The organism is Arthrobacter sp. LjRoot14 (assembly GCF_964253905.1).
GTDB lineage: Bacteria > Actinomycetota > Actinomycetes > Actinomycetales > Micrococcaceae > Arthrobacter.
In genome coordinates, this window is the sequence record NZ_CAXURL020000001.1 from 302544 (window position 1) to 325738 (window position 23195).

Sequence of the window (23195 nt, forward strand, 5' to 3'; positions counted from 1 at the left end):
TGACTTGAACCCAGCCTGACCGGCATTCCTTTGTGCCCGGGCTAGACCTGAAAGGCTCCACATGCAGTACATCGGCATCAACCACCGCGGGGAATCCTGGGCAGCGGCCCTGGCGGATTCCCGCGTCTTCCCGCTGGCGCCCGTGGGCGAGTTCTGGGCGGACGCCGCCGGCTGGCAGGACAAGTCCGTCTCGCTGACGGCCGGCACCGTGCAGCCCGGCGCCTCACCTTCCGCCGTCTCACAGTCCGACTCCTCATTGTCCGAGAACGGTTGGCTTGAGCGCGGCAGCGTCACCGAGGTGCCCCTGGTGCCCGCATCGGCCCGGGTCATTTGCGTGGGCCTCAACTACAAGGCCCACGCCGCGGAGGGCAGCTACAAGGACCAGGACCTTCCCCCGTACCCCACGCTGTTCGGGCGCTGGACGGCCTCGCTGTCGGTCGGGAACGTGCCGGTCCCGGTGCCCGCCGGCGAGGATGGCCTGGACTGGGAAGGCGAAGTGGCGGCGTACATCGGCCGGCGGGTGGAATCAGCTGATGAGGCCGAAGCGGGCGAATCGGTCTTTGGCTACTCCACTTTTAACGACATCACGTCCCGACGGGCCCAGAAACTCACCTCGCAGTGGACCCTGGGCAAGAACGGCGACTTCAGCGGTCCGCTGGGGCCGCTCGTCAGCCGTGATGAGGTGGGCGACCTCCGGGACGGCCTGCAGGTCCGCACCCGGGTAAACGGCACCGAGGTCCAGAACGGCAACACGCGGGACATGATCTTCCCGGTGCCGGAAATCATTTCGCTGATCAGCCAGACGTTGACCCTCCACCCGGGGGACGTGATCGCCACCGGAACCCCGGAAGGCGTGGGCTACGCCCGGACCCCGCAGTGGCTGCTCCAGCCCGGCGACACCGTCGAGGTCGAAATCGACCGCCTGGGAACTCTGACCACCCCTGTCGGCGACATCTCACTCCGTGGCCGTGCCTGATGGCCACGTTGCATTCCTCCTCCCCTGAGGAGCTGCCGGAGGAGGTGCAGGTACTGATCTCCGGCGGCGGCCCCAGCGGACTCTTCCTCTCGCTGGACCTGGCCTCCCGCGGCATTCCCAGTGTGGTGATCGAGCCCCGGACCACCGTGGACCCGGCCCGGCCCAGGGCGAAGACCACCAACGCCCGGACCATGACGCACCTGCGCCGGCTGGGCCTGGCGGACGCACTCCGCGCCGCGGCACCCCTACCCGTGGACTACGCCCAGGACGTGACCTTCTGCACCGGCCTCACGGGCACCGCCGCCCATGAACTGCGGACCTTCAAGCACGCCTTCCAGCTGATGCCCGGCCGCTATGGCCCCCAGCCCGAATGCGGCCAGCAGGTTCCGCAGCCCGTCCTGGAGGAAGTCCTCCGCGCGGCGGTGTCCGAGGCTCCGCTGGTCACCCTGCTGACCGGGTGGCACGTTGAAGACGTTGCTGTTCACCCCGAAACTGCTCTTGCCGGAACCCCAATGCCCGGAGCCGCCGTCGTGCCCGAATCCCCAGTGCCCGGAACCGCCGTCGTGGTTGCGGACGGCGCGGGCCGTACCCGCACGATCGCTGCCGACTTGGTGATCGGGGCCGACGGCGGGTCCTCCGCCGTGCGCCGCAGCCTGGGACTCCGCCTCGAGGGCGGCTCCGCCGCACTGTCCAACATCAGCATCATGTTCCGCTCCAAGGACCTGGGTTCCGCGATCACCCTGCCCCCGGCCGTCCAGTACTGGGTGGTGGGCGGGGAAACCGCCGGAATGGTGGGCCGGATGGATCTCGCCGATACCTGGTGGGCCATCATCCAGGGGGTGGACGCAGAAGGCGCGGGCGCACTGGAAATCGATGCCGCCGTCGCCATGGTCCATGAACTGGTGGGCGCAGAGGTGGACGTCGACGTGGTGGCCACGGACCCCTGGACTGCCCGCATGCTCCTCGCACCTTCCTACGGCCGCGACGGCGTGTTTCTGGTGGGCGATGCGGCGCACCTGAATCCTCCGTGGGGCGGCCACGGCTTCAACACGTGCATCGGCGACGCCGCAAACCTGGCGTGGAAGATCGCGGCCAGCCTCGCAGGCTGGGGCGGCCCGGAACTCCTGGCCAGCTACGGGCTGGAACGCCGTCCGGTGGCTGCGCGGACCATCCTGGACGCCGCAAACAACGGCGAGGCCCTCGCCTACCATTTCGCTGATCCGGCACTGCGCCGCGCCGGCGACGACGGTCTCCGGGCACGGCAGGCGGCCTACCAGGCGCTCGCCGTGAAGCAGAGCGAGTTCGATTCGCTGGGGCTGGTGCTCGGCTACAGCTACGGGGATTCGCCCCTGGTGGTGCCGGACGGCTCGCCGGTTCCTGCTGAGGACCCCATCCGGTACGTCGCCTCGGCCAGTCCGGGCGCGCTGCTTCCGCATGCCTGGCTGGACGACTCCACGTCCGTCTACAGCCTCCTCGGCCAACACTTCACCCTCCTGGCCGACGCCGCCGCCCTGGGCGGAGTGCCTGGAGTCCAGGTCTTCGCGCCGGTCCTCGAAGCCGCGGAGCGGCGGGGAATCCCGGTGACCGTCACCGCCGTCGGGCCTTCCGACGACGGGACGCCGATGGCGGACCTGTGGGGAGCCGACGCGGTGCTGGTCCGCCCCGACCAGCACGTGGCCTGGCGCGGCAGCGTGCCGGAAGCTGCGGCCGCAGCGCTGTCCGTGGCCGCCGGCTGGGGCAGCGCACCCGAACATTCTTCGCAGCTCAACCCGACGCAGCACAACGAAAGGGACTCCCGTGTCAGCGCCGTCATTCCGTGATTTCATCTTCGCTCCGGACCATCCGCGGGTGGCCGAAATCCGCGGCCTCACTGCCCGGGACTATGCAGAGGCCGCCAGGACGGATTCCTTTGCCGGGCCCATGATCAAAGGCTGGGAGGTGCTCTACCCGGAACCGTTCAAGGGCGTAACGAACGACGGCGTCATCCGCCCCGGGCTGTACCCGCCGGCACCCGCGCGGGCGGGCGAGGAAGCCCCTACGCCCGCGATGGTGGCCGCCGGGCGGAAAATGCTCGAGATGGCCACCCCGGAGCAGGCATCCCGGTTGAGCTACTCCGTGGACGCCCACGAATGGCAAAGCTGGGCCAACCCCGAGTTCATGCAGCATGACACCGGGCTGCGCCTTGACGAGCTGGATTCTCCCCTCCGCGATGCGGCCCTGGCGGTGGTGGAAGCGAGCCTGAGCCCGGCCGGTTTCGAGCTCGCCAGGAACCTCATGCGGATCAACGGATTCCTGGGTGAACTGGTGGAGCTTCCGCAGCTGATGAATGAGTTCAGCTATAACTTCGCCCTTTTCGGCGAGCCGTCCGAGGCTGAACCGTGGGGCTGGCAGCTGTTCGGCCACCATGTGGCGCTCAACTGCCTGGTGGCGGGCACGCAGATGGTCATCTCACCCGTGTTCCTCGGAGCTGAACCGGATGGCATCGACGCCGGGCCGTACCGGGGCGTGAAAGTCTTCAAGGAACGCATCGCACTGGCCCGGAAACTCATGGGTGCCCTGCCCGAGGGGTTCCGCCACGAAGCAACCATCTATGCCGCAATGGTGGACCCGGCCATGCCGGAGGGACGGATCCACCCCGGGGACGAACGGCACCTGGGCGGCTGCTTCCAGGACAACCGGGTGATTCCTTACGAGGGCATTGCGGTCAGCTCGATGCCGCCGGAGGCCCGGGCCGTGCTGGATGACGTGGTGGAGGATTTCATCGCCTATCTGCCGGACGGACCCAGGGCCGCGCGGCGCAGGGAGATACAGGAGCACTACGGCGAGAGCTGGTTCAGCTGGATCGGCGGCTGGGAGGGGCAGGAGGCCTTCTACTTCCGGCTGCAGAGCCCGGTGGTGCTGATGGAACTGGACCACCACACGGGCGTCTTCCTCAGCAATGATGAGCCTGCGCCATTCCACATGCACACGGTCCTGCGCACTCCCAACGGCAACGACTACGGCCGCGAAGTGGTGCGGCAATTCCCGTCGGCTGGTCCTTAACCGCCCTTCCGGGCACCGATGAGGGCACTATAGGAGCAATCGGCGGTCCTCGGACCTCAACGACAATGGCCCGGACTTCCTTTCGGAGGTCCGGGCCACTGTTGTTGGTGCTTGTCAGATATCCAGTGCCGCGCGACGCTGCGGCGGGGGACCGACCACGGTGAGGTCCATCTCGGCCTGGGCGCGGCCGAAGCCTTCCATGTCCATGTACGGCGCACCGCCTTCGGTGTACATGTAGTCCTCGGTGGGCTTATTGAAGTACTCAAAGAAACCGTTGAAGACCGACGGCGTCAGGAAGCCCACCATCTGGGTGTTGTGCGCATCGAACGCGAACGAGTGAATAGTGCCGGCCGGGGCGTGCAGGAAGTCGCCCTTGGTGAGCAGGACTTCGCGGCCGTTGGCGTAAAGCCACATCCGCCCCTCGGTGCACAGGAAGTTCTCGGTGTGCTGTTCGTGGAAATGCAGCGGGATATACGGGGATTTGGCTCCCTTGGTGTGCACCGCGAAGTAGTTTGAACCGGTGTTCGCCGGCCGGGAGAGGTACGTGAACATCGTCTGGTAGCTCACCAGGCGTTCACCCTCGCCGGCACTGAGGAAGTACGGACTCTGCGTGGCAGGAAGGCCGGCGTCCTGTTGGAACGTGGGCGCCACGCGCTCCACGTCCGGGAACGTAATGCCGAATTCCGCGCCAACCTCGGCTTGCTCCTGGGCGCTGCGCTTGTGTCCCGCATGCACGGGCGGGACGTGCGAATCGATGGGGGTGCCGACGCGTTCGTAGTACGCCTCGGCGCCGCCAGGGGTCATCCAGTTCAGGAAGCGCGTGTAGTGGCTTGCCATGCGGTAGGCGTGCGGCGTTCCGGGCGGGATCACCACCGAATCACCCGGGGTGAGGATGCGGCTCTCACCAGGCAGCCAGACGTGCAGGATGCCGTCGAAAACGTACAGGGTCTTGTGCTCCACTTTGTGGCTCACGAAGGGGGATTCGGCTCCCATGCCTCCGGAGATGTAGGCGGCGCTAAAGATGCCTCCGGTGTCCGCAGCGCGGGCGATGACGGTGACCAGCTGCCCGTTGATCTCGTATCGGGCGCCCTCCCCGGAGGCCATGTAGTAGGGGACAGCCTCGCCGGGCAGCGCGTTCGCCACCGGGAGTTGCGTGTTCATTTCCTCAACGCTGAGGGACATTGGTTCCTTCTTTCCAGTCCGGAGCTTCGCCGTGGCGTGGTCACCAGCATGCCCTCCAAACCGCAGCCACGGCGTCAGAGTTTCCAATGAGTGAAACACATTTCAGCGGGCCGGCATGGTGCAGCATCACTCGGGCCTGAAGTAGTCGTTCCTTCTGGGGTTTTGGTGTGGGTCGATGTGGGGTGGCGGGATGAACCAGGGGATCCCGGTTTTGACCTGGATGTGCCACTGTTCCTTGTGGATCAGGTGGTGGTGATGGGAGCAAAGCAGTGTGCCGTTCTCGGTGCTGGTGGTTCCGCCGTGTGACCAGTAAGTGATGTGGTGGGCTTCGCACCAGGGGGCGGGGATGGTGCAGCCCGGGAAGGCGCAGCCTTGGTCGCGGGCGGTGAGGGCTTTGCGGATGTGGGGCGGGAAGATCCTGGTGGTCCGGCCGATGTCCAGGATGCGGCCCTGGCTGCCGAGGAGGACGGGGATGATGTCGGCGTCGCAGGCGATCTTGCGGACCGTGGCGGCTGTGACGGGCCCGGTGAACGTGAACGAGCCCGTGCCGGGGATGGTCCCGGTGCCGGTTGCGCTGCCATTGCCGGGCGTGCCCGCGCTCGTGGTGCCGGTTGGCCTGTCGCTGTTGTGGTCGAGCCGGTCGAGGCGGTCCAGGAGGTCGCGGTAGTCGATGGTGACCATGACCTGGGGACGCAGACCGCCGGCTGCGGGGAGGTTTCCGGTGGTGAGGGCGGTTTTGGCGGCGCCGACGAGGCCGTCCAGGAGCTGCTGGGGCCGGGTCCGCGGGTCCAGGTCCTGTTCGCCTGGTTGGGTGCGGGGGTTGGTGGCGGTGTTCATCACGGTCAGGAGGGGTTCGTATTGGTCCGGGGTGGCGAAGAATTCCACGTGGTGCAGTCCGCGGCGGGGTTTCCGGATGAAGACGCCCTGCCGGTGCCGGAGCTCCTCCTCGGAGGGTTCGCTGCCGTCTTGGTCGGCCGCCTCAACCAGTTGCCGGGTGACGCGGGCGACGAAGTCGGTGTCCTGTCCGGCCGCGGTGCGGGTCAGGGTGTGTTCCATCCGGGCCATGGTGTCTTCGGGGGCGTGGTGCCGGATCCGGTCCAGGGCGAGGGTGATGATGGTCGCGGAACGGGACGCGACGGTCCCGGACGCGACGGCCGCGGCGAGCACGGGACGTTCCGGAGGCTGGGGGTGGCCGGTGATCCCGGCCCGGGGCAGCACGGCTTCGGCCAGGGCGAGCCGGCGGCGGGCTTCCCCGGCACCGATCCGCAGTCTCATACGCAGGAACTCGGTGGTGTTCCGGCACCCGTCATCGGCCGGATCCGGATCATTGGACCCCAGCGCCCCGGGGCTTGGCACGGGATCCGTGGCGGCTGTTTCTGGGCCGCCATCGCCCGGGTCGCCATCCGGCCGGGCGCTCTCGCTAAGGCCTCCATCGGCAGTACTGGTAGCCCAGCCGATCGGCCCATGCACAGCAGCGTCGTCGCCCCACCCGGTGCTCCAGCCAACCCCAGCACCCGAGCACGCAGTAGCACTGGCCTCGCGCCGCGCGCGATCCACAGCCCCGGCAGCCACAACCTGAAGGTATTCCAGCATCCGGGAGGCTTCCTCGACGCTGGCGGCGAAGTCAGCCGCCTCCCGGAAACCCAACACCGCAGCGTCCGCGACCGCCGTCGAACTAATGGCCTCCAGCAGCGCGAGGCACCGGGACAGCTCACCGGAACCACCGCCGTCGGACGCTGTGGCCGCCGGCTGAGGGGATACGGCGGGAACACTCCGCAAACCGCGGGCAGACGCGGGGGAAGCACCAGACACGGTGGAAGCGCCCGCGGGCAGCTTGGCCCACCGCAACGCCCCACCTGCTGCAAGTTCCCCCATAACTTCCATGGGATAACTCTGCCGCGGGGGTGTGACAATTTAGCTTTGCCGGCCCGACAAGGTAACCCGGCCGCCCCGCGAACAGTTTCGCCCCGCGAACACCTTAGATACGGAACAGTTCAGATACGGATCAGTTCGGCTAGGGGCAGTCCAGCTAGGAACACACCAGTTATTTGGCTCCGTATTCCTCGTCGGTGACGTGCTCACCCCAGGTCGCTTCCGGGCCCTCCTGGCCTTCACCCAAGGCTTCCCACATGGCCAGGTGGCTCATGAAATGCCCAGGTGCAGCGCCATGCCAGTGCCATTCACCCGGAGGCGTGTAGATGGTGTCGCCCGGACGGATCTCGATGACCTCGCCGCCGCGGGACTGGACCAGGCCGCGGCCCTCGGTCACGTGCAGGGTTTGGCCGTTCGCATGGGAGTGCCACGCAGTGTGCGCGCCAGGAGCGAAACGGACCATGTTCACGCGCAGCTGGGAGGGGGCCTCGCCCTTGGCGATGACGTCGAACCAGACGTCGCCGCTGAACATCTCCGCAGGTCCCTTGTTGCTTGGCGCTTTCGGCTGGATCTCCAACTGTTCTCCTCTGTTGACGGCGGCGTGCCGCGCGGACTGCATTCCCGCTTCAACACTAGGAGCCTTCCGCGGCTGTTGGGAGGCCCTGCCAGTACCTGTACCAACAGGACCTTCCCCGCGCGTAGAGGACGCGGTTTGCTGGATAGGCAGCGAAAACGTCCTAAGGAGGACCACCATGGCAACAGAGACCCCTTCGCCGGCCCAGCAGTTGATCGGCGGCGATGGAACCCATGAGGTGCTGGAGTGTATCGGGACACAGGACGCCATTGACACCGCGATCGGCGCCGTGCGCGACGGCGGTGCCATTGGTAGGGTGGGAGCTGCCCAGTACAGCGATGTGCCCATGAATTTCGGCACCGTGATGCGCAATATCACCCTGACCGGCGGCGTGGCCCCGGCCCGGGCCTACATCGAAGAACTCATGCCGGATGTCCGCTCGGGAACAATTCAGCCCGGCCAGGTGTTTGACCAGACTGTAGCCCTCGACGATGTCGCTGCCGGCTACTACGCCATGGCCGACCGCACAGCGCTCAAAGTGCTGATCCGCCCATAAGACTTCCACCCAACCAAGTGAATCCCTCACCCAACATTGGAGAAAACATTGCTTACCGCTAACGCTTACGCCGCCCCGTCCGCTGACGGAGACCTGGTTCCCACCACCATCGAACGCCGCGACGTCGGACCCCACGATGTGCTGATCGACATCAAGTTCGCCGGCATCTGCCACTCGGATATCCACACCGTCCGCGGCGACTGGGGACCCCAGCAGTACCCGCTGGCTCCGGGACACGAAATCGCCGGAATCGTCACCGAAGTTGGCTCCGAAGTCACCAAGCACGCCGTCGGCGACCGCGTCGGCGTCGGCTGCATGGTGAATTCCTGCCGCGAGTGCGTGAACTGCCAGAAGGGCGAGGAGCAGTACTGCCTCAAAGGCAACATCGGCACCTACGGCGCCGTTGACCGCGACGGCACCATCACCCAGGGCGGCTACTCCACGCACGTCGTGGTGACCGAAGACTTCGTCGTGCGGATCCCCGAGGGCATCGAGCTCGACGTCGCCGCGCCGCTGCTTTGCGCCGGCATCACCACCTACTCGCCGCTGCACCACTGGGGTGCGGGCCCCGGCAAGAAGGTTGCCGTCGTCGGGCTGGGCGGCCTGGGCCACATGGCCGTCAAGATCGCCCACGCCATGGGCGCCGAGGTTACGGTGCTGTCCCAGTCGCTCAAGAAGCAGGAAGACGGCCTGAAACTGGGCGCGGACCACTACTACGCCACGAGCGATGAGAACACCTTTAGCGACCTGGCCGGCAGCTTCGACCTGATCATCAACACCGTCAGCGCGTCGATCGACATCAGCTCCTACCTGCAGCTGCTGACCCTCGACGGCGCCCTGGTGAACGTCGGCGCACCGGCCGAGCCGCTCCCCGTGAACGCGTTCGCGCTTATCGCCGGCCGCCGCTCCTTCGCCGGCTCGATGATCGGCGGCATCCGCGAGACCCAGGAAATGCTCGACTTCTGCGCCGAGCACCACCTGGGCGCCGAAATCGAGGTCATCCCGGCCGAGAAGATCAACGAGGCCTACGAGCGCGTCCTCGCCTCCGACGTCCGGTACCGCTTCGTGATCGACACCGCGACGCTGAACTAGCGCACAACACGGTAGCGACCCGAACGCTGTTGCAACCAAAAGCAGCGCCGTCCCCACGAGAGGGCGGCGCTGCTTTTGCGTTTACTGCTTCACCAGCCGGAAGCCGCTATCCGGCCGTCATCACATGCGTGAAGTGGTCGTACCGGATGGTGAGCGGGCCGCCGTCGTGCGCCAGGCTGATGTTGGCACCGTTCGGCGAACCGCCGGCACCGTAGCTCTCGGCCCAGGACCGGTTCAGGGCGGCCTTGAACTCATAGTTCCCGGCCGGAAGGTCGGGCACTGACAGTTTCCACACCAGGTCGGCGGGGTCCAGCCGGAGCTGGGCCTGGTCGCAGGCGGGCATCCAGTCTTCAGGGCATCCCTGTTCCAGGTTCATGCTCCCTGCCGCGGCCACGGCGCCAAGCTGCTGTGACGCGTAGACCGGGCTCAGCACATGCGTGGTGTGGTCGTAGCGGAACGTCACGGCCCCGCCCGGGTGCTCCAGCACGATGTTGCCGCCGTTCAGGGCGCCCCCGACGCCGTAGTTCTCGTCCCAGCCGCCGTTCAGCGCGGCCTTGAACTCGTACGTGCCCGCCGGCAGTTCCGGAACGGTCAGGCGCCAGGCTTTGTCCGCCGGGTCCAGCGTCATGAAGGCTGCTTCGCACGCCGGCTGCCAGTCGTCCGGACAGCCCATCTCGGAGTTCAGGCTGCCCGCCACGGTAACGGAGTCCGGCTGCGGGATCTCACCGGCCACCACGGTCCGGATGTCGCTGGCCACGTTCGCCGCGCCCGGGACGGACATGGTTGCCCGGTAGCGGACCTGCGTGCCGTCGGCGAGCCCCAGCGCAGTGAGGTCATCGAAAACGGTGTACGCCGGCGAGGAACTGTCCGAACCGATCGGAGCCCACTCGCCGCCGTCCACGCTGCGTTCGAAGGTGACCGTGTAGTCAGCCTTCTCCGGGCTGGCCGTGGCGCTGACTTCCACCTTGCCGTCCACGCTGCTGCCCTCTGCCGGTTTCTGCATGGCGAGGACCGGGGAGGGGACCGTGCCCGTGCGGGCCGCGCTGACCGATGTGTGTCCGCCGTTGTCCAGGACCACGGCGCGGTATTCCACGGCGGTGCCCGGGTTCAGTCCGGTGACGTCGTGGAACACCTGGTACGGGGCGGTGTCGTCCGTGCCGATCGGTTCCCATTCCCCGCCGGTTGTGCGCGCCTGGAAGGTGACCTCGTAGAACGAGGAACCGTCGACGTCGGCCGCCACCCGGATCCTGCCGTTGTCGCCGTCCGCCGTGGCAGGGTCCTGGAGGCCGACGGCGGGAGCCGCCTTGGAGCGGGGGATCCGCCCCGACGATTCGTAGACCACAGCGGAAAGCGGCGGGACGGTAACGGTGAGCTTGCCGTCGTCGGCCGTCTTGACCTCGGCGGCGGAACCGCCGGACTCGCCTGTGTCGCCGTAGATCCGGGTGTAGTTGCGCTTTGCGATGTAGGTGGGCACCGCGGCGGTCTGCGCGGTCCCGCTGTTGTTGACTGCCACCACGTACTCGCGCTGGTCCTTCGCGTCAGTGCGGGAGAACGCGTAGATTCCCTGGCCCTCCGCGGCGTACCGGTTCTGGTGGGCGCCGTTGCGCAGTGCGGGGTGCTCAGCGGTCAGCGCCGCGAGTTCGCTGATCTTGCTGTACAGCGGGTGGCCGGTGTTGAAGTTCTCCGTGGCATGGGTGGCATCGGTGCCCAGCAGGTCGTCGTCCAGGTATTCCGGCACCTTGCTGGCGAAGAGCGTCTGGCGTGCGTCCTGGTCCCCGCCGGGGCCGGTGAAGCCCTGCTCGTCGCCGTAGTACACCACGGGGTTGCCGCGCGAGAAGTACATCAGTTCGTGGGCCAGTTGGTCCCGGGAGACGCGTTCGGCGTCGTCCGCGCCGGGGTTGTCCGCGGCAATGAAGCTGCCGATCCGGCCCATGTCGTGGTTGCCCAGGAACGTGGGGAGTTCGTAGACGTTGGAGTCGGCATCGGTGTACCAGTCGTCCCCGGCGAAGAACGATTCCAACTGGCTGGCGGACTGGCTGCGGGAGGCGAAGTTCCGGGCGGCATCCTGGAACGGGAAGTCCAGCACGGCCTGCATCTTGTTGCGGGTGGTGAACTGCGAAGTGAAGCTCTTGGAGGTGTCAAAGACCTCGCCGAACATAAAGAACTCGTCCTTGCCCTGTTCCTTGGCGAACTGCAGGACCTGGGGCCCGAACGCCTGCCAGAACTCGTCGTTGACGTGTTTCATGGTGTCGATTCGGAAGCCGTCCACACCGAAATCCTTGATCCAGTCTTCGTAGACCTTCGTCATTCCCTGGACCACTTTGGGGTTCTCGGTGAAGAGGTCGTCCAGGCCGAAGAAGTCGCCGTAGAAGGAGTCCTCGCCCTGGAAGGTGGTGTCGCCGCGGTTGTGGTACAGCGTGGGGTCGTTAAGCCAGGACGGAACCTTGAGGTCCTTTTCGGCGTTCTCCAGGACCGGCGTGTAGGGGAACGAAGTGGCCGGATCCAGCGTGGGGAAGGTGTCCGTTCCGGCGTAGTCGCGGTCGTCGAACAACTCGCCGGCGGCAGTCTTGTACGGCTCTGTGTCCTTGGAAACGTAGGGCTGGCGGGCGCCTTCCTCGTAGCCGATCACGTCAGCGGTGTGGTTGGTGATGATGTCGAAGTAGACCTTCATCCCGCGCGAGTGGGCCTCGTCGATCAGCGCCTTCAGTTCGGCGTTGGTGCCCAGGTGCGGGTCGATCTGGGTGAAGTCGGTGACCCAGTAGCCGTGGTAGCCGGCCGATTTGTCCTCCGGCTGGACCGCTTTGTTCTTGAAGCTGGGCGTCAGCCAGATGGACGTGGTGCCCAGGCCCTGGATGTAGTCGATCTTGTCCAGCAGGCCCTTGAGGTCGCCGCCGTTGTAGAAGCCCTTCTTCGTCGGGTCGTAGCCGGAGACCATCGGATCGGAGCCCAGTCCGCCGTCGTCGTTCGCGCTGCTTCCGTTGCTGAAGCGGTCAGCCATCACGAAGTAGAAGTTCTCATCCGTCACCGGGGCGCGGAGCGAGTGCGGGGCCGACGGCGCGCCCGGGCTTTTCGGCTCCGGCGCCGCCTGGGCGGGGGCTGCCAGAGCGGCTGCGGCAACCAGCGCTGCAACCACCGCGGCGAGGCCCCTGCCTATCTGGTTGCAGGGTGGATTCTTGGGGTTCGAACTGCGGAAAAACACGATAAGGAAACCTTCCGGAAAGCGACGTTGCTGCTGTGAAGGACGACGCGGGAGACCGGCTTCTGAGAGCCAAGTCACAACTGTAAGCGCTTGCACCGACTTTTTCCAGCAAATCCCAAGGTTGCTTGGTATCTGTCCGGATTCGGTAGCATGAAACCCACCGACCTGGAGCTGAGGGAGCTGCCGTTGCCGCCAGAACGCCCAATGCCGCCCGGCCGGACCGTGCCTGCGGACAGCCCGGGAGGCCCCGGCCCTGACGAGCCGGTCCAACGTCTCCGGGCCGCGGGCTGCGTCTTCGCCGAGGAGGAAGCACGCCTGCTCAGCGGCGCGGCTGCCTCCGCTGCAGAGCTGGAATCCATGATCGAGCGGCGCGTCGCAGGCCTGCCGCTGGAGCACATCCTCGGCTGGGCCGAATTCTGCGGACTCCGCATCGGTGTCACGGCAGGAGTGTTTGTGCCGCGCCGCCGCACCGGGTTCCTCGTCCGGCAGGCGGAGCTGCTGCTCCGCGCCATGCACGACGGCGGTACTCACGACGGCGGTACTCACGACGGCGGGAAGGGCGCCGCCGGCGGGCTCCTCGTCGTGGACCTCTGCTGCGGTTCCGGCGCAGTGGGGGCGGCTCTGGCCGCACGCGTAGGCGGAATCGAACTGCATGCCTCGGACCTGGACCCGGCTGCGGTGCTATGTGCCAAGGGAAACATCGAGCCGGCTGGCGGGCATGTCCATGAAGGTGACCTCTTCGAAGCCCTGCCGGCGCGGCTGCGCGGCGGCATCGCGGTCCTGGTAGCCAACGCCCCCTATGTGCCAACGGCCGCGATCGGGACCATGCCCCCGGAAGCCCGCACGCATGAGCCGCTGATGTCGCTGGACGGCGGTCCGGACGGGCTGGACATCCAGCGGAGGGTCATTGTCGAGGCGCCGGCCTGGCTTGCCCCGGGCGGCCATGTGCTGATCGAGACAAGCCGTCGGCAGGCGCGGCGGACCATCGGGCTGATGCGGAGCGCGGGACTCGCCACCCGGCTGGCGAACGACCCGGAGCTGGATGCCACGGTGGCGATCGGCCTGAGGCGGGACTGAGGGTCTTCGCGCTCCGCTGTGCACGTCAGAATCCGGGCACATCGGAATCTGTGACGCGTCAGATTCGGCCGCGTCAGAATCCGGCGGCGGCGGCGGCCTGTTTCGACGCGCGGGGTGACCCTTCCAGGAGCTCCGAATAGAACCGGATGTAGTCCCGGACCATCCGTTGGGAACTGAAGCGCTGCTCGGCCGACCGCCGGCAGTCACTGCGGCGGAGCCAGCTGCAGCCCTGCAGTGCCTCGGCGAGGCCCTGGAGGCTGTCCGCCAGGAATCCTGTTTCGCCGTCGCTGATGATTTCAGGAGCCGAGCCCCGGCGTGTGGCCACCACCGGGGTTCCGGCGGCCAGGGCCTCGATCATCACCATTCCGAACGGTTCCGGCCACTGGATCGGGTTCAGCAATGCAACGGATTCGCCGAGCAGCCTGTACTTGTCCGCCGTGCCCAGCTCGCCGAGGTATTCAACGTCCGGGCCCAGCAGGGGTTCGATCACGTCGTGGAAGTAGTCGAGTTCGAACGGTTCGCGCATCTTCGCGCCGATCCGCAACGGGATTCCCGCCCGTCGCGCCACCATGATGGCCTGCAGGAGGCCCTTGTTCGGGTGCATCCGTCCCAGGAAGCACGCTCCGCCCGTGTGCGAGGGGCTGTACCGGACGCCCCGTACGTCGATGCCGTGGTGGATGACCGCGCCCACCTTCACGCCGCGGGCAGTGGAAGCCTGGTGGTGCGAGATGGCCACGAGGGCTGTCTCCCGTTGCATGGCACGGTAGATCAGGGTGAGTTCGTCGTCGAAAGGTCCGTGCAAGGTTGTGGCGCGGGGAACACCGGGCACGCTCCGCTGGCACAGCGGACCGAGCAGCGTGTGGTCGTGGATGATGTCCACGTCCTCCATGGCGTCATAGGCGCGGAGCACATGCAGGATCTCCTGCCGTCCCGAGTCCATGCTGACCTCCGAGGAGTCCGAGAGCCCCGGAACCCTCGGCACGGGACAGGTGCTGTCGCTCGAGGCGGCGAGCACAACATCGTGCCCCGCCTCCGCGAGCCCCGCAGCCAGGGTGTGGACCACCGATTCCGTTCCGCCATAGCTTGGCGGGGGAACGGGTATCCATGGTGGTGCCAGGATGCCAATACGCATTGCGCCTCCTACATCAGCCGGCCTTCCGACCGGGGTCGTGGTGGACCCGGATGAGGTCCGCCAGGGGTTCCTGCGTCCCCAGATGCAGTTCAATGGACGGCGGCAGCCCCGTCACGTGCACGGCGTTGCCGGACACCTCGATGGTCAGGCGGGAACCGGCCAGCGGCACTTGTTCCTTCTTCAGATAGCCGAATCCGTCAGGGAAGGCCGGGCTCACCCAGAGCCGGCCGGTGGGAGCGGAAGGATCCAGGCGCAGCAGGACACGGATGAGATGGATGGGAGTGGCCGAGGCCCAGGCCTGTGGAGAACACGACGACGGATAGGCCACCGGGGGCCTGCCCGGTTCGCGCGGGAAACCGCAGAAGAGCTCCGGCAGCCGACCACCGAACGCTTCCGCGGCGTCGAAGACGGCCATGGCCACCCGCTGCGCTTCTTCAATGAAGCCGTACCGCATCAGGCCGGCGGCAACCAGGGCGTTGTCGTGCGGCCACACAGAGCCGTTGTGGTAGCTCACGGGGTTGTACGCACCCATGCTTGACGCCAGGGTGCGGACGCCCCAGCCGGAGAACATGTCCGGTTCCATCAGGCGCTGCGCCACGAGGGGCGCCTTGTCATCGTCCACGATTCCTGACCACAGGCAGTGCCCCATGTTGGAGGCACAGGAGTCCACGGGCCGCTTGTCCTTGTCCAGGGCCACCGCGAAGTAGCCGCGTTGCGGCAGCCAGAACCTGCGGTTGAACTCATCCTTCAGTGCGGCCGCCCGGTCGCCCCAACTGCGGGCAAGGGCGGCGTCGCCGGCATCCAGGGCGAGCAGTGCGCGGGCCACGAATGCGCTGTAGGCGTATCCCTGCACTTCGCACAGGGCGATGGGCGGTTCGGCGAGGGTGCCGTCCGCAAAATTGATCCCGTCGTAGGAGTCCTTCCAGCCCTGGTTGAGCAGGCCATGCCGGGTGGCGCGTTCATATTCCACGAAGCCGTCCCCGTCGCGGTCCCCGTAGTGTGTAATCCATTCCAGCGCGCGGTCCGCGTGGGGGAGGAGCTCCTGCACTGCCCGTGGCTCCAGTCCCCACCGGCTGACTTCACCCAGGAGCGTGACGAACAGCGGCGTGGCATCGGCCGTTCCGTAGTAGGTCTTTTCTCCGCCCAGCGACAAGGCGGCGCCGGAGCCGAGGCGCACTTCGTGGAGGATCCGTCCCGGCTGTTCCTCAGTGATCTTGTTGATTTTTTGGCCCTGGTATTCGGCGAGCGTCTGCAGGGTGCCCAACGCGATGGCGGGATCCACGGGAAGCGCCATGAGGGAGGTCAGCAGGGCGTCGCGGCCGAACAGTGCCATGAACCAGGGGGCGCCGGCGGCAATCACGGTGCGGTCCGGATGGGCGGGGTCTGCGATCCGCAGCGAGCCCAGGTCCCGCTGGCTCTGGCGGAGGATCTTTTCGAGCATGGGATTGTCCATGCTGATGACCGGTGCTGCAGAGCGCCAGGTCCGGTGGCGCCGGGCTGGAACCGATTCGTTCTGCGGTGTACTGGCAGAGAACCGGCCCGCCGGTTCGCTGCCGTTGGAGCTGGGCGTGACCACGATGGTGGCGGTCCAGGATCCCTTCGCGGGGATGGTCACTTTGAACATCACTCCGTGGCGGTTCACGTCCGCTCCCGGGGCGCGGATGGTCACGCCGAGCAGCCGCCCGTTGTGCCGGCCGCTGATGATCAGCCGGTCACCCTCCGGCCGGTGGGAGGGACGGAGCTGACGGGTCTTCCGGCCGGCTTTGACCTCGAACAGGTCAGCGAAGTCGGCCTCCACCGCCAGTTTGATGCTGCAGGGCGCCGGGCTGCTGGAGAAGTTGCGCAGGGTCAGAGTCTCGCGGACGCCGTCCCCCACCTGCCGGTCCCGCTCAATCACCATGGGACGATCGGCCGCCCCGTCGGGCTGGGGCGCCCGGCCCGTGAAGACGGCCCGGTACGGCTCGGGGTTCACTGCCAGGAGACCCTCCACCACGTGGTTGTTCACCAGCAGGTTCCAGCGGGAAAGGATCCTGGTGTCCTGGTAGAAGACGCCGTGGGCCAGGCCGGGATCCAGGTCACCGTTGCCGGCGGAAATGAAGAATGATGATCCCTCAACGATGGTCACGGCATTGGGGCCGACCGATCCGGACGTGTCCAGGTTCCATCCGTTCATGAACGCCGCCGGGCAAGGGGCCGCGCCGCAGGTGCCGGGGGAACGGGGGCCAGGCGTCGAGAACTCATGAAATCACTCCGGACCGGGGATTCAATGGCTGACTGCTTAGCCACCCACATTCTAAAATTCCGCACAGCGCCCGACAAGGTCCTTTGGACCCTTGCCAGGCCACCTTGCCAGGGACCATTGGGAAAGATGCTTGCCGGCGGGGCCTCGCCTCGCCTCGCGAGGCGAGGCGAGGCGCGGGAACGCGGGAATGCGGGAATGCGGGAATGCGGGCAGACATGGGCCGACCCGCCCGGAACCAATGGTCCGGACGGGTCGGCACAGCTGTCGGCGGGTTTTTAGCTCCGCTCAGGATTCGTGTTGGTGGCGGCGCCGGCGGGCGTCGCGCCTCCCTCATCGGACCAGTCCTGGCCGGTTGAGTCGTTGAGCGCAGGATCGCTGGTGGTGTCGGGGATACCGCTGGCGGTGGAGCTGTCCGCGCTGCCGCTGGTGCTGGTGCTGCTGCTGTCCGCAGTCCCCAGGTTGACGGTCTCCGGATGCGTGCTGTGCGACGGGACATAGTCACCGGCGGGCAGTTCGCCTTCGGCGGCGGGAACGCCGGATGTAGCCGGGGCGTCCTTGGCGCTGTCACTTGGCTTGTCCCGGTGCACAGCGGAACTGATGACCGTGCCGGCGCGGCGGGCGGCTTCCGTTAGCTGGTCAGAAACCTCGGGAGCCTTTTCCTTGACCGCCTCGGTTGCCGCAGCCACTTTGTCCTGAACGGGCTTGCTGTCCCAGAGTGCCGCAGCCCTCGCCTTGATTTTTTCGTACGCGGCGCGGCCGGACCTGGATCCCAGGACGAAGCCCGCTGCCATTCCGGTGCCGAAAAGAAGTTTTGCTTTCATGATGTACTCCTGCTCCGTGAGAACGTTCCGTACGTGGACGGGGGCCTGAATGAAAAAACGGCCCCAGGAAAAATCCCGGGGCCGTTTATCAGGCCGGACTCCGCTTTAGCGGGCCGTGCGCTTGGTGATCATGCCGTAAACCAGCAGGACGATGATCGCGCCGCCAATGGCCAGGAGCCATGTGGACAGCGAGAAGAACTCGTTGATGCCAACACCGAAGAGCAGGCTGCCAATCCAGCCGCCGAGGAATGCTCCTACGACGCCCAGGAGCAGGGTGATGAAAATGCCACCGCCCTGACGGCCCGGGAGGATTGCCTTAGCGATTGCTCCAGCGATAAGGCCCAGAATCAGAAATGCGAAAAAACCCATTTTATCGTTCCTTCTTCTTTCATTGAGGAGGTGCCCGGATCCCGGGCACGCTACATCCTTCTACCTAATACTAATCATGCTTAGTATTAATCTGCCAGTCGGCGGACCTGTGAATTCCTTGGAGCGCCGATTTTCAGTGGCCCTGAACGTCGGAATTAACCCCGGACCCGTCACCTCCGTCCAGCGTCGCAATGGCGGATGTGTCGTCCGCGTCCAACGCAAAACCGAAGATGTCCAGATTCTCTTTCATGCGCTGTGGATTGGCCGATTTGGGGATGGCGACAAGGCCCTGCTCAACATGCCAGCGGAGCACGATTTGGCTGGCCGTCTTGCCATGCTTTTGGGCGATCCTTCCCAGTACTGGCGCGTTCAGGAGGTCGCTGCCCGCACCCAGCGGGCTGTACGACTCGGTGACGATTCCATGGCGCCGGTTGTAGGCAATATCAACTATCCGGGTGATGGCCGGACTGACCTGGATCTGGTTGACGGCCGGTACAACATCGCAGGCAGACATGAGTCGCTCCAGGTGCGCCGGCTTGAAGTTGGACACGCCGATTGACCGCACTTTTCCGGCCGCATGCAACCGCTCGAAAGTTTTCCACGTAGTGATGAATTCATCCCGCCGGGGGAGCGGCCAATGGATCAAAAGCAGGTCCACGTAGTCCAGTCCGAGGCGTTTGAGCGATCCGTCCAGGCCGGCCACGGCCCTGTCCTGCCCCTGGAATTCGCCGTCGAGTTTGGTGGTGATGAACAGTTCCGATCGGTCGAGGCCGCTGAAACGGATGCCGTTTCCCACACCTTTTTCGTTGCCGTATTTCACTGCCGTGTCGACGTGCCGGTACCCGGCTTCCACAGCTTCGACGACGGCGGCAGCCACCTGGTGATCGTCCAGCGGCCAGGTCCCCAGCCCGATCTGGGGAATCCAGTGTCCGTCATTGAGCTCAATCACTGGTGAGAGTGCCATTTGGAAAGTCTTTCCTATCGGAGTCGGTTTGCACAGATGTCAAAAGGCACGGTATTCCAACGATTTTGCGGCCAGGGCCGTGAAATCGAACAGGTGGCCAACGCCGTCCTACCGCCGGCGGGACCAGTCGACCAGCCGGTCGCTGAGTTCCATGAAACCGTCGTCGACCTGCTGCAACTCAGGGTGGGTATCATGCCACCGGACGATTTCACGGGTGCCGTCCGCGAACGGGACGGAGGCCTGGAATGAGGGCACCAGGGACTTGATCTTGGAGTTGTCGAACACCACGGAGTGTGCCCTGTCTCCGAGCAGCCACGGGCCGCGTTCGGAGTCGTGGGCCGCGATGGTTTCAGAAGCCACATGCACCAGTTCCGGCTCTGCGACGCCTGCTGCCCGGGCAAACAGCCGGTACACCTGGTCCCACGGGAGGAACTCATCCGAGGTGATGGTGTAGCTTTCACCCACCGCCTGCGGCCGGCCCAGCAGGCCCACGAAGGCCTGGGCGAAGTCCCTGCTGTGCGTCAGCGTCCACAGCGAGGTACCGTCGCCGTGGACCAGCACCGGCAGGCCCGCCCGCATCCGGTGGATGTCCGTCCAGCCGCCCAACAGGGCGATCTTGGTGCGGTCGTAAGTGTGCGAGGGGCGGACCACCGTGACCGGGAAGCCGTCGTCGCGGTACGCCCGCATCAGCAGTTCCTCGCAGGCGATTTTGTCCCGTGAATACTGCCAGAAGGGGTTGCGCAGCGGCGTCGACTCAAGGATCGGCAGCCGGGCGGGCGGTTTCTGGTAGGCGGAAGCGGAACTGATGAACACGTACTGGCCGGTCCTGCCGGAAAACTGCTTGATGGCGGCCGCGGCATGCTCCGGGGTGAACGAAATGAAGTCCGCCACGGCGTCGAAGGTGCGGCCCCGCAGCGCCTCGCCCACGGCCGCGCTGTCCCGGATATCGGCGGTGACCACTTCTGCGCCTTCCGGCGTGGGCCGGCCGGCCGATTTCCCTCGGTTGAGGATGGTCAGCCGGTGGCCCAGCGCGACGGCGTGTTCTGCCGCCGCCGCGCTGATCACGCCGGTTCCGCCGATGAACAGGATGTCCGACGGCGACGCCACGGTTGCCGGAAAATTCACCAGGCGTAGTCTTCCGGGGCGGTGCGGTGCCCGGGGAAGATGTCGTCGAGGCGCTTGAGCGCGTCGGCGTCCAGCGTCACGTCCAGTGCGCGGATGGCGGCGTCGAGCTGTTCCTGCGTCCGGGGGCCGACGATCGGTGCGGTGACCGCGGGCTGGTGCAGCAGCCAGGCGAGGGCAACGTCTCCGGGCTCGTGGCCCAGGTCGTCGGCCAGGTCCTCGTACTGACGGATCTGCTCCTGGTGCTTCTTCAGGGTTTCGGCCGCCCGTCCTTCGGTGCGCCGGACGCCGTCGCGCTCCTTCTTCAGTACACCGCCCAGCAGGCCGCCGTGCAGCGGCGACCAGGGGATCAGCCCCAGCCCGTACTGCTGCGCGGCCGGAATGACTTCGAGTTCCAGGTCGCGGGTCAGGAGGTTATAGATGGACTGCTCGCTGACCAGGCCGGTGAAGTTGCGCCGGGCAGCGGATTCCTGCGCCTGGGCGATGTGCCAGCCGGCAAAGTTGCTGCTGCCCGCATAGAGGATCTTGCCCTGCTGGACAGCCACCTCCATGGCCTGCCAGATCTCGTCCCAGGGGGTGTTCCGGTCGATGTGGTGGAACTGGTAGATGTCGATGTAGTCGGTCTGGAGCCGCTTGAGGCTCGCGTCCAGCGCCCGCCTGATGTTCAGTGCGGACAGCTTGGACTCGTTGGGCCGGTCAGTCATGGTGCCGTAGAGCTTGGTGGCCAGCACCGTGCGCTCGCGGCGCTCGCCGCCCTGGGCGAACCAGCGGCCGATGATTTCCTCGGTCCAGCCGCGGTGGTCGGTGCCGCCGTAGACGTTGGCGGTGTCAAAGAAGTTGATGCCGGAGTCCAGGGCGGAGTCCATGATGGAGTGCGCGGCCGCTTCTTCGGTCTGGGGTCCAAAGTTCATGGTGCCCAGGCAGAGACGGGAAACCTGCAGGCCCGAACGGCCAAGGTGTGTGTACTGCATGCTGAGATGTCCTATCTGGCTGTGGTTGGTTACATCTGGCTGAAGGCGGCGACGGCGGGATCGGCGCCGGCGCGGGCACCGGACTCCAGGGCCGTGATTTCGCTCAGTTCGGCGGGGGAGAGCTCGACGGCGACGGCACCCAGATTCTCCCGCATGCGCTGCGAATCGGCTGACTTGGGGATGACGATGGTGCCGTGGGCGAGGTGCCAGGCCAGCACGATCTGGGCCGGAGTGGCCTCGTATTTGCCGGCAAGATCCTTCACAGCCGCTGCATTCAGGTCGGCGCCCTGGCCGAGGGGACTGTACGCCTCCACGGCAATGCCGAGTTCCCTGCACTTGGCGGCCAGTTCCTGCTGCTGGAAGGTGGGATGGATTTCGAACTGATTCACCGCCGGGACCACGTCCGCCGCCGGGAGGAGCGTGTCCAGGTGCTCGCCGAGGAAGTTCGAGACGCCGATGGCGCGGATCTGGCTGTTGGCGTAGAGCTTCTCCATCGCTTTCCAGGCTTCTGTGAAGAGCCCTTGGGAGGGGACGGGCCAGTGGATCAGGTAGAGGTCCACGAACTCGACGCCGAGTGCCTTGCGGCTGTTCTGGAACGCCTCGTGGGCGTTGCCCTGTTCCCCGTTGCGAAGCTTGGTGGTGATGAAGATGTCCTCCCGGGGAATGCCCGAAGCGGCGATGGCAGCCCCCACTCCGGCCTCGTTTCGGTAGGCGGCGGCGGTATCTATGTGGCGGTAGCCGGCTTCGAGCGCATCTTCGACGATGCGCTGGGTTTCTTCCGGCGGCACTTGGAACACGCCGAAGCCGAGTTGCGGGATCTGGACTCCGTTGTTGAGGGTCAACTGCGGGATGGTGTTTTGGTGCGTCTGGGACATCGTCGGTTCTTCCGGTCGAGGGATCGTCGAAGGGCAAGCGGGAAACCGCTTTCGTGCTGGCTATGTTTCGAGCCTATGCAGTTTGCCGCGAACTGTCAGTAGCCATGCCTGTTCCTGTTTTTCCTAGGACTGACAGTCCTACGTTCGTTGTAGAACGGAAGCTTCCCGGCCGTGCACAATGGAAGGCATGGGTCAGAGCGCCGAGTTTGGAAAATTCCTGAAGGCCATGAGGTCACGGCTGAAGCCGGAGGATGCCGGTCTGCCCGGAACGTCGGGCGCCCGGCGGGTTCCCGGGCTGCGCCGCGAGGAGATAGCCCGGCTGGCGGATGTGAGCACGGACTATTACACGCGCCTGGAGCAGGGCCGCAACATCCACCCGTCGAGGGCCGTGCTCGATTCGGTGGCGCGGGCCCTGCGCCTGGATTCCAGCGAGCAGGCGCACATGATGGACCTTCTGGAGAACTGCGCGGAGTCGCAGCGCTCCCCGATCCCCGCCCAAGGCGTCCGCCCGGCCCTTCGCCAGCTCCTGGGCGCAGTGGGTGACGTTCCCGCGTTGGTCCTGGGCCGCCGGAGCGACGTGTTGGCCGGCAACCCGTTGGCCTTCCTGCTGTTTGCGGATTTCCCGGCCATGCCGGCGGGGGAGCGCAACCTCACGCGCTGGCTCTTGCTGGACCCGCGCGCCCGCGAACTGTTCCCCGAGTGGAAGGCTGTGGCAGCCGAGGCCGTCGGGGCCCTGCGCGTGGATATCGGGCGGCACCCGAACGATGCCCAGGCCAATCAGCTGGTGGGTGAACTCGCGGTCCATAGTGAACACTTCCGCCAATGGTGGGCCGGGCACCGCGTGGCCGCTCCGTCGGCGGGCAGCGTACGGCTCCGACACCCGGTGGTTGGAGACCTGGAGCTGGATTTCGAAAACCTGGTGCTGCCGGAGGACCCGGACCAGGTCCTCCGGATATTTTCTGCGAAGCCGGGTTCGGCATCGGCCGATTCACTCACCCTGCTGGGCAGTTTCGGGGCCGGAATGGAAGGTTTGGCGTCGGGGCCGGCCGCTGCGGTTGTGCAGCTGCCACACGAACCGGGCTGATTCTGGGCAAACGCCCATTGGGAGAACCCCGGCCGCTTTCCTAGC

The 23195-nt window shown here is 66.3% G+C and carries 19 protein-coding genes; 7 read left to right on the forward strand and 12 right to left on the reverse strand.

The window, feature by feature from the left end; all coding sequences use genetic code 11:
* Positions 1-61: 61 nt before the first annotated feature.
* From ACSQ12_RS01455 to ACSQ12_RS01465, 3 genes are read left to right on the forward strand one after another with little or no spacing between them, the layout of a single operon-like run.
* Positions 62-976, forward strand: a complete 915-nt coding sequence (locus tag ACSQ12_RS01455; RefSeq protein ID WP_436064042.1) for a fumarylacetoacetate hydrolase family protein — start codon at positions 62-64, stop codon at positions 974-976.
* Entirely contained in the window at positions 976-2796 is a 1821-nt protein-coding gene (locus ACSQ12_RS01460) for an FAD-dependent monooxygenase (protein WP_436064043.1), read from the forward strand. Before ACSQ12_RS01455 ends, ACSQ12_RS01460 begins: the two co-directional genes overlap by 1 nt.
* The gene (locus ACSQ12_RS01465) at positions 2774-4018 is read left to right on the forward strand and encodes a DUF3500 domain-containing protein (RefSeq protein ID WP_436064044.1); all 1245 of its coding nucleotides are present in this window, start codon (positions 2774-2776) and stop codon (positions 4016-4018) included. Before ACSQ12_RS01460 ends, ACSQ12_RS01465 begins: the two co-directional genes overlap by 23 nt.
* Before the next feature lie 114 nt (positions 4019-4132).
* Here ACSQ12_RS01465 and ACSQ12_RS01470 read toward each other — a convergent pair whose 3' ends face one another.
* The 3 genes from ACSQ12_RS01470 to ACSQ12_RS01480 all read right to left on the reverse strand — a co-directional run bounded on the left by ACSQ12_RS01470 (position 4133) and on the right by ACSQ12_RS01480 (position 7691).
* Positions 4133-5200, reverse strand: a complete 1068-nt coding sequence (locus tag ACSQ12_RS01470) for a quercetin 2,3-dioxygenase (protein WP_436064045.1) — start codon at positions 5198-5200, stop codon at positions 4133-4135.
* Between the two features lie 126 nt (positions 5201-5326).
* Entirely contained in the window at positions 5327-7084 is a 1758-nt protein-coding gene (locus ACSQ12_RS01475) for a DUF222 domain-containing protein (RefSeq protein WP_436064046.1), read from the reverse strand.
* Between the two features lie 160 nt (positions 7085-7244).
* Complete coding sequence (locus ACSQ12_RS01480; protein WP_436064047.1) at positions 7245-7691, reverse strand: (R)-mandelonitrile lyase; 447 nt, start codon at positions 7689-7691, stop codon at positions 7245-7247.
* A 133-nt stretch (positions 7692-7824) separates the two neighbouring features.
* Here ACSQ12_RS01480 and ACSQ12_RS01485 point away from each other — a divergent pair, with 133 nt between their 5' ends.
* Positions 7825-8202 carry a zinc-binding dehydrogenase gene (locus ACSQ12_RS01485; RefSeq protein ID WP_436064048.1) on the forward strand — a complete coding sequence of 126 codons (378 nt, stop codon included), beginning with the start codon at positions 7825-7827 and terminating at the stop codon, positions 8200-8202.
* A gap of 48 nt (positions 8203-8250) precedes the next feature.
* Positions 8251-9294, forward strand: coding sequence for an NAD(P)-dependent alcohol dehydrogenase (locus ACSQ12_RS01490; protein WP_436064049.1), 1044 nt, complete (start codon positions 8251-8253; stop codon positions 9292-9294).
* 106 nt (positions 9295-9400) lie between these two features.
* Here the strand turns inward: ACSQ12_RS01490 and ACSQ12_RS01495 are convergent, their stop codons facing one another.
* Positions 9401-12427: an alpha-amylase family glycosyl hydrolase gene (locus ACSQ12_RS01495; RefSeq protein ID WP_436066905.1), complete on the reverse strand. Its 3027-nt coding sequence runs from the start codon at positions 12425-12427 to the stop codon at positions 9401-9403.
* A gap of 216 nt (positions 12428-12643) precedes the next feature.
* Here ACSQ12_RS01495 and ACSQ12_RS01500 point away from each other — a divergent pair, with 216 nt between their 5' ends.
* Complete coding sequence (locus tag ACSQ12_RS01500; protein ID WP_436064050.1) at positions 12644-13570, forward strand: putative protein N(5)-glutamine methyltransferase; 927 nt, start codon at positions 12644-12646, stop codon at positions 13568-13570.
* Between the two features lie 73 nt (positions 13571-13643).
* Here the strand turns inward: ACSQ12_RS01500 and ACSQ12_RS01505 are convergent, their stop codons facing one another.
* From ACSQ12_RS01505 to ACSQ12_RS01540, 8 genes are all read right to left on the reverse strand, one after another.
* Positions 13644-14702, reverse strand: coding sequence for a glycosyltransferase family 4 protein (locus ACSQ12_RS01505; protein ID WP_436064051.1), 1059 nt, complete (start codon positions 14700-14702; stop codon positions 13644-13646).
* A gap of 13 nt (positions 14703-14715) precedes the next feature.
* Positions 14716-16875 carry an amylo-alpha-1,6-glucosidase gene (locus ACSQ12_RS01510; protein WP_436064052.1) on the reverse strand — a complete coding sequence of 720 codons (2160 nt, stop codon included), beginning with the start codon at positions 16873-16875 and terminating at the stop codon, positions 14716-14718.
* A gap of 344 nt (positions 16876-17219) precedes the next feature.
* A complete protein-coding gene (locus ACSQ12_RS01515; RefSeq protein WP_436064053.1) occupies positions 17220-17765 on the reverse strand; it encodes a hypothetical protein in 546 nt (181 codons plus the stop codon).
* Positions 17766-17870: 105 nt separating this feature from the next.
* Positions 17871-18134, reverse strand: coding sequence for a GlsB/YeaQ/YmgE family stress response membrane protein (locus ACSQ12_RS01520; protein ID WP_011690132.1), 264 nt, complete (start codon positions 18132-18134; stop codon positions 17871-17873).
* Positions 18135-18267: 133 nt separating this feature from the next.
* Positions 18268-19098 carry an aldo/keto reductase gene (locus ACSQ12_RS01525; RefSeq protein WP_436064054.1) on the reverse strand — a complete coding sequence of 277 codons (831 nt, stop codon included), beginning with the start codon at positions 19096-19098 and terminating at the stop codon, positions 18268-18270.
* Between the two features lie 108 nt (positions 19099-19206).
* Positions 19207-20223 (reverse strand): NAD-dependent epimerase/dehydratase family protein, encoded by a 1017-nt coding sequence (locus ACSQ12_RS01530; protein ID WP_436064055.1) that lies wholly within the window; start codon positions 20221-20223, stop codon positions 19207-19209.
* Complete coding sequence (locus tag ACSQ12_RS01535) at positions 20220-21191, reverse strand: aldo/keto reductase (RefSeq protein WP_209748015.1); 972 nt, start codon at positions 21189-21191, stop codon at positions 20220-20222. Before ACSQ12_RS01535 ends, ACSQ12_RS01530 begins: the two co-directional genes overlap by 4 nt.
* A 29-nt stretch (positions 21192-21220) precedes the next feature.
* Positions 21221-22066, reverse strand: coding sequence for an aldo/keto reductase (locus ACSQ12_RS01540; RefSeq protein WP_209748014.1), 846 nt, complete (start codon positions 22064-22066; stop codon positions 21221-21223).
* A gap of 187 nt (positions 22067-22253) precedes the next feature.
* On the opposite strand from ACSQ12_RS01540, the gene ACSQ12_RS01545 reads away from it, so the two are divergent.
* Positions 22254-23150, forward strand: a complete 897-nt coding sequence (locus ACSQ12_RS01545; RefSeq protein WP_436064056.1) for a helix-turn-helix transcriptional regulator — start codon at positions 22254-22256, stop codon at positions 23148-23150.
* The last annotated feature ends 45 nt before the right edge of the window (positions 23151-23195 follow it).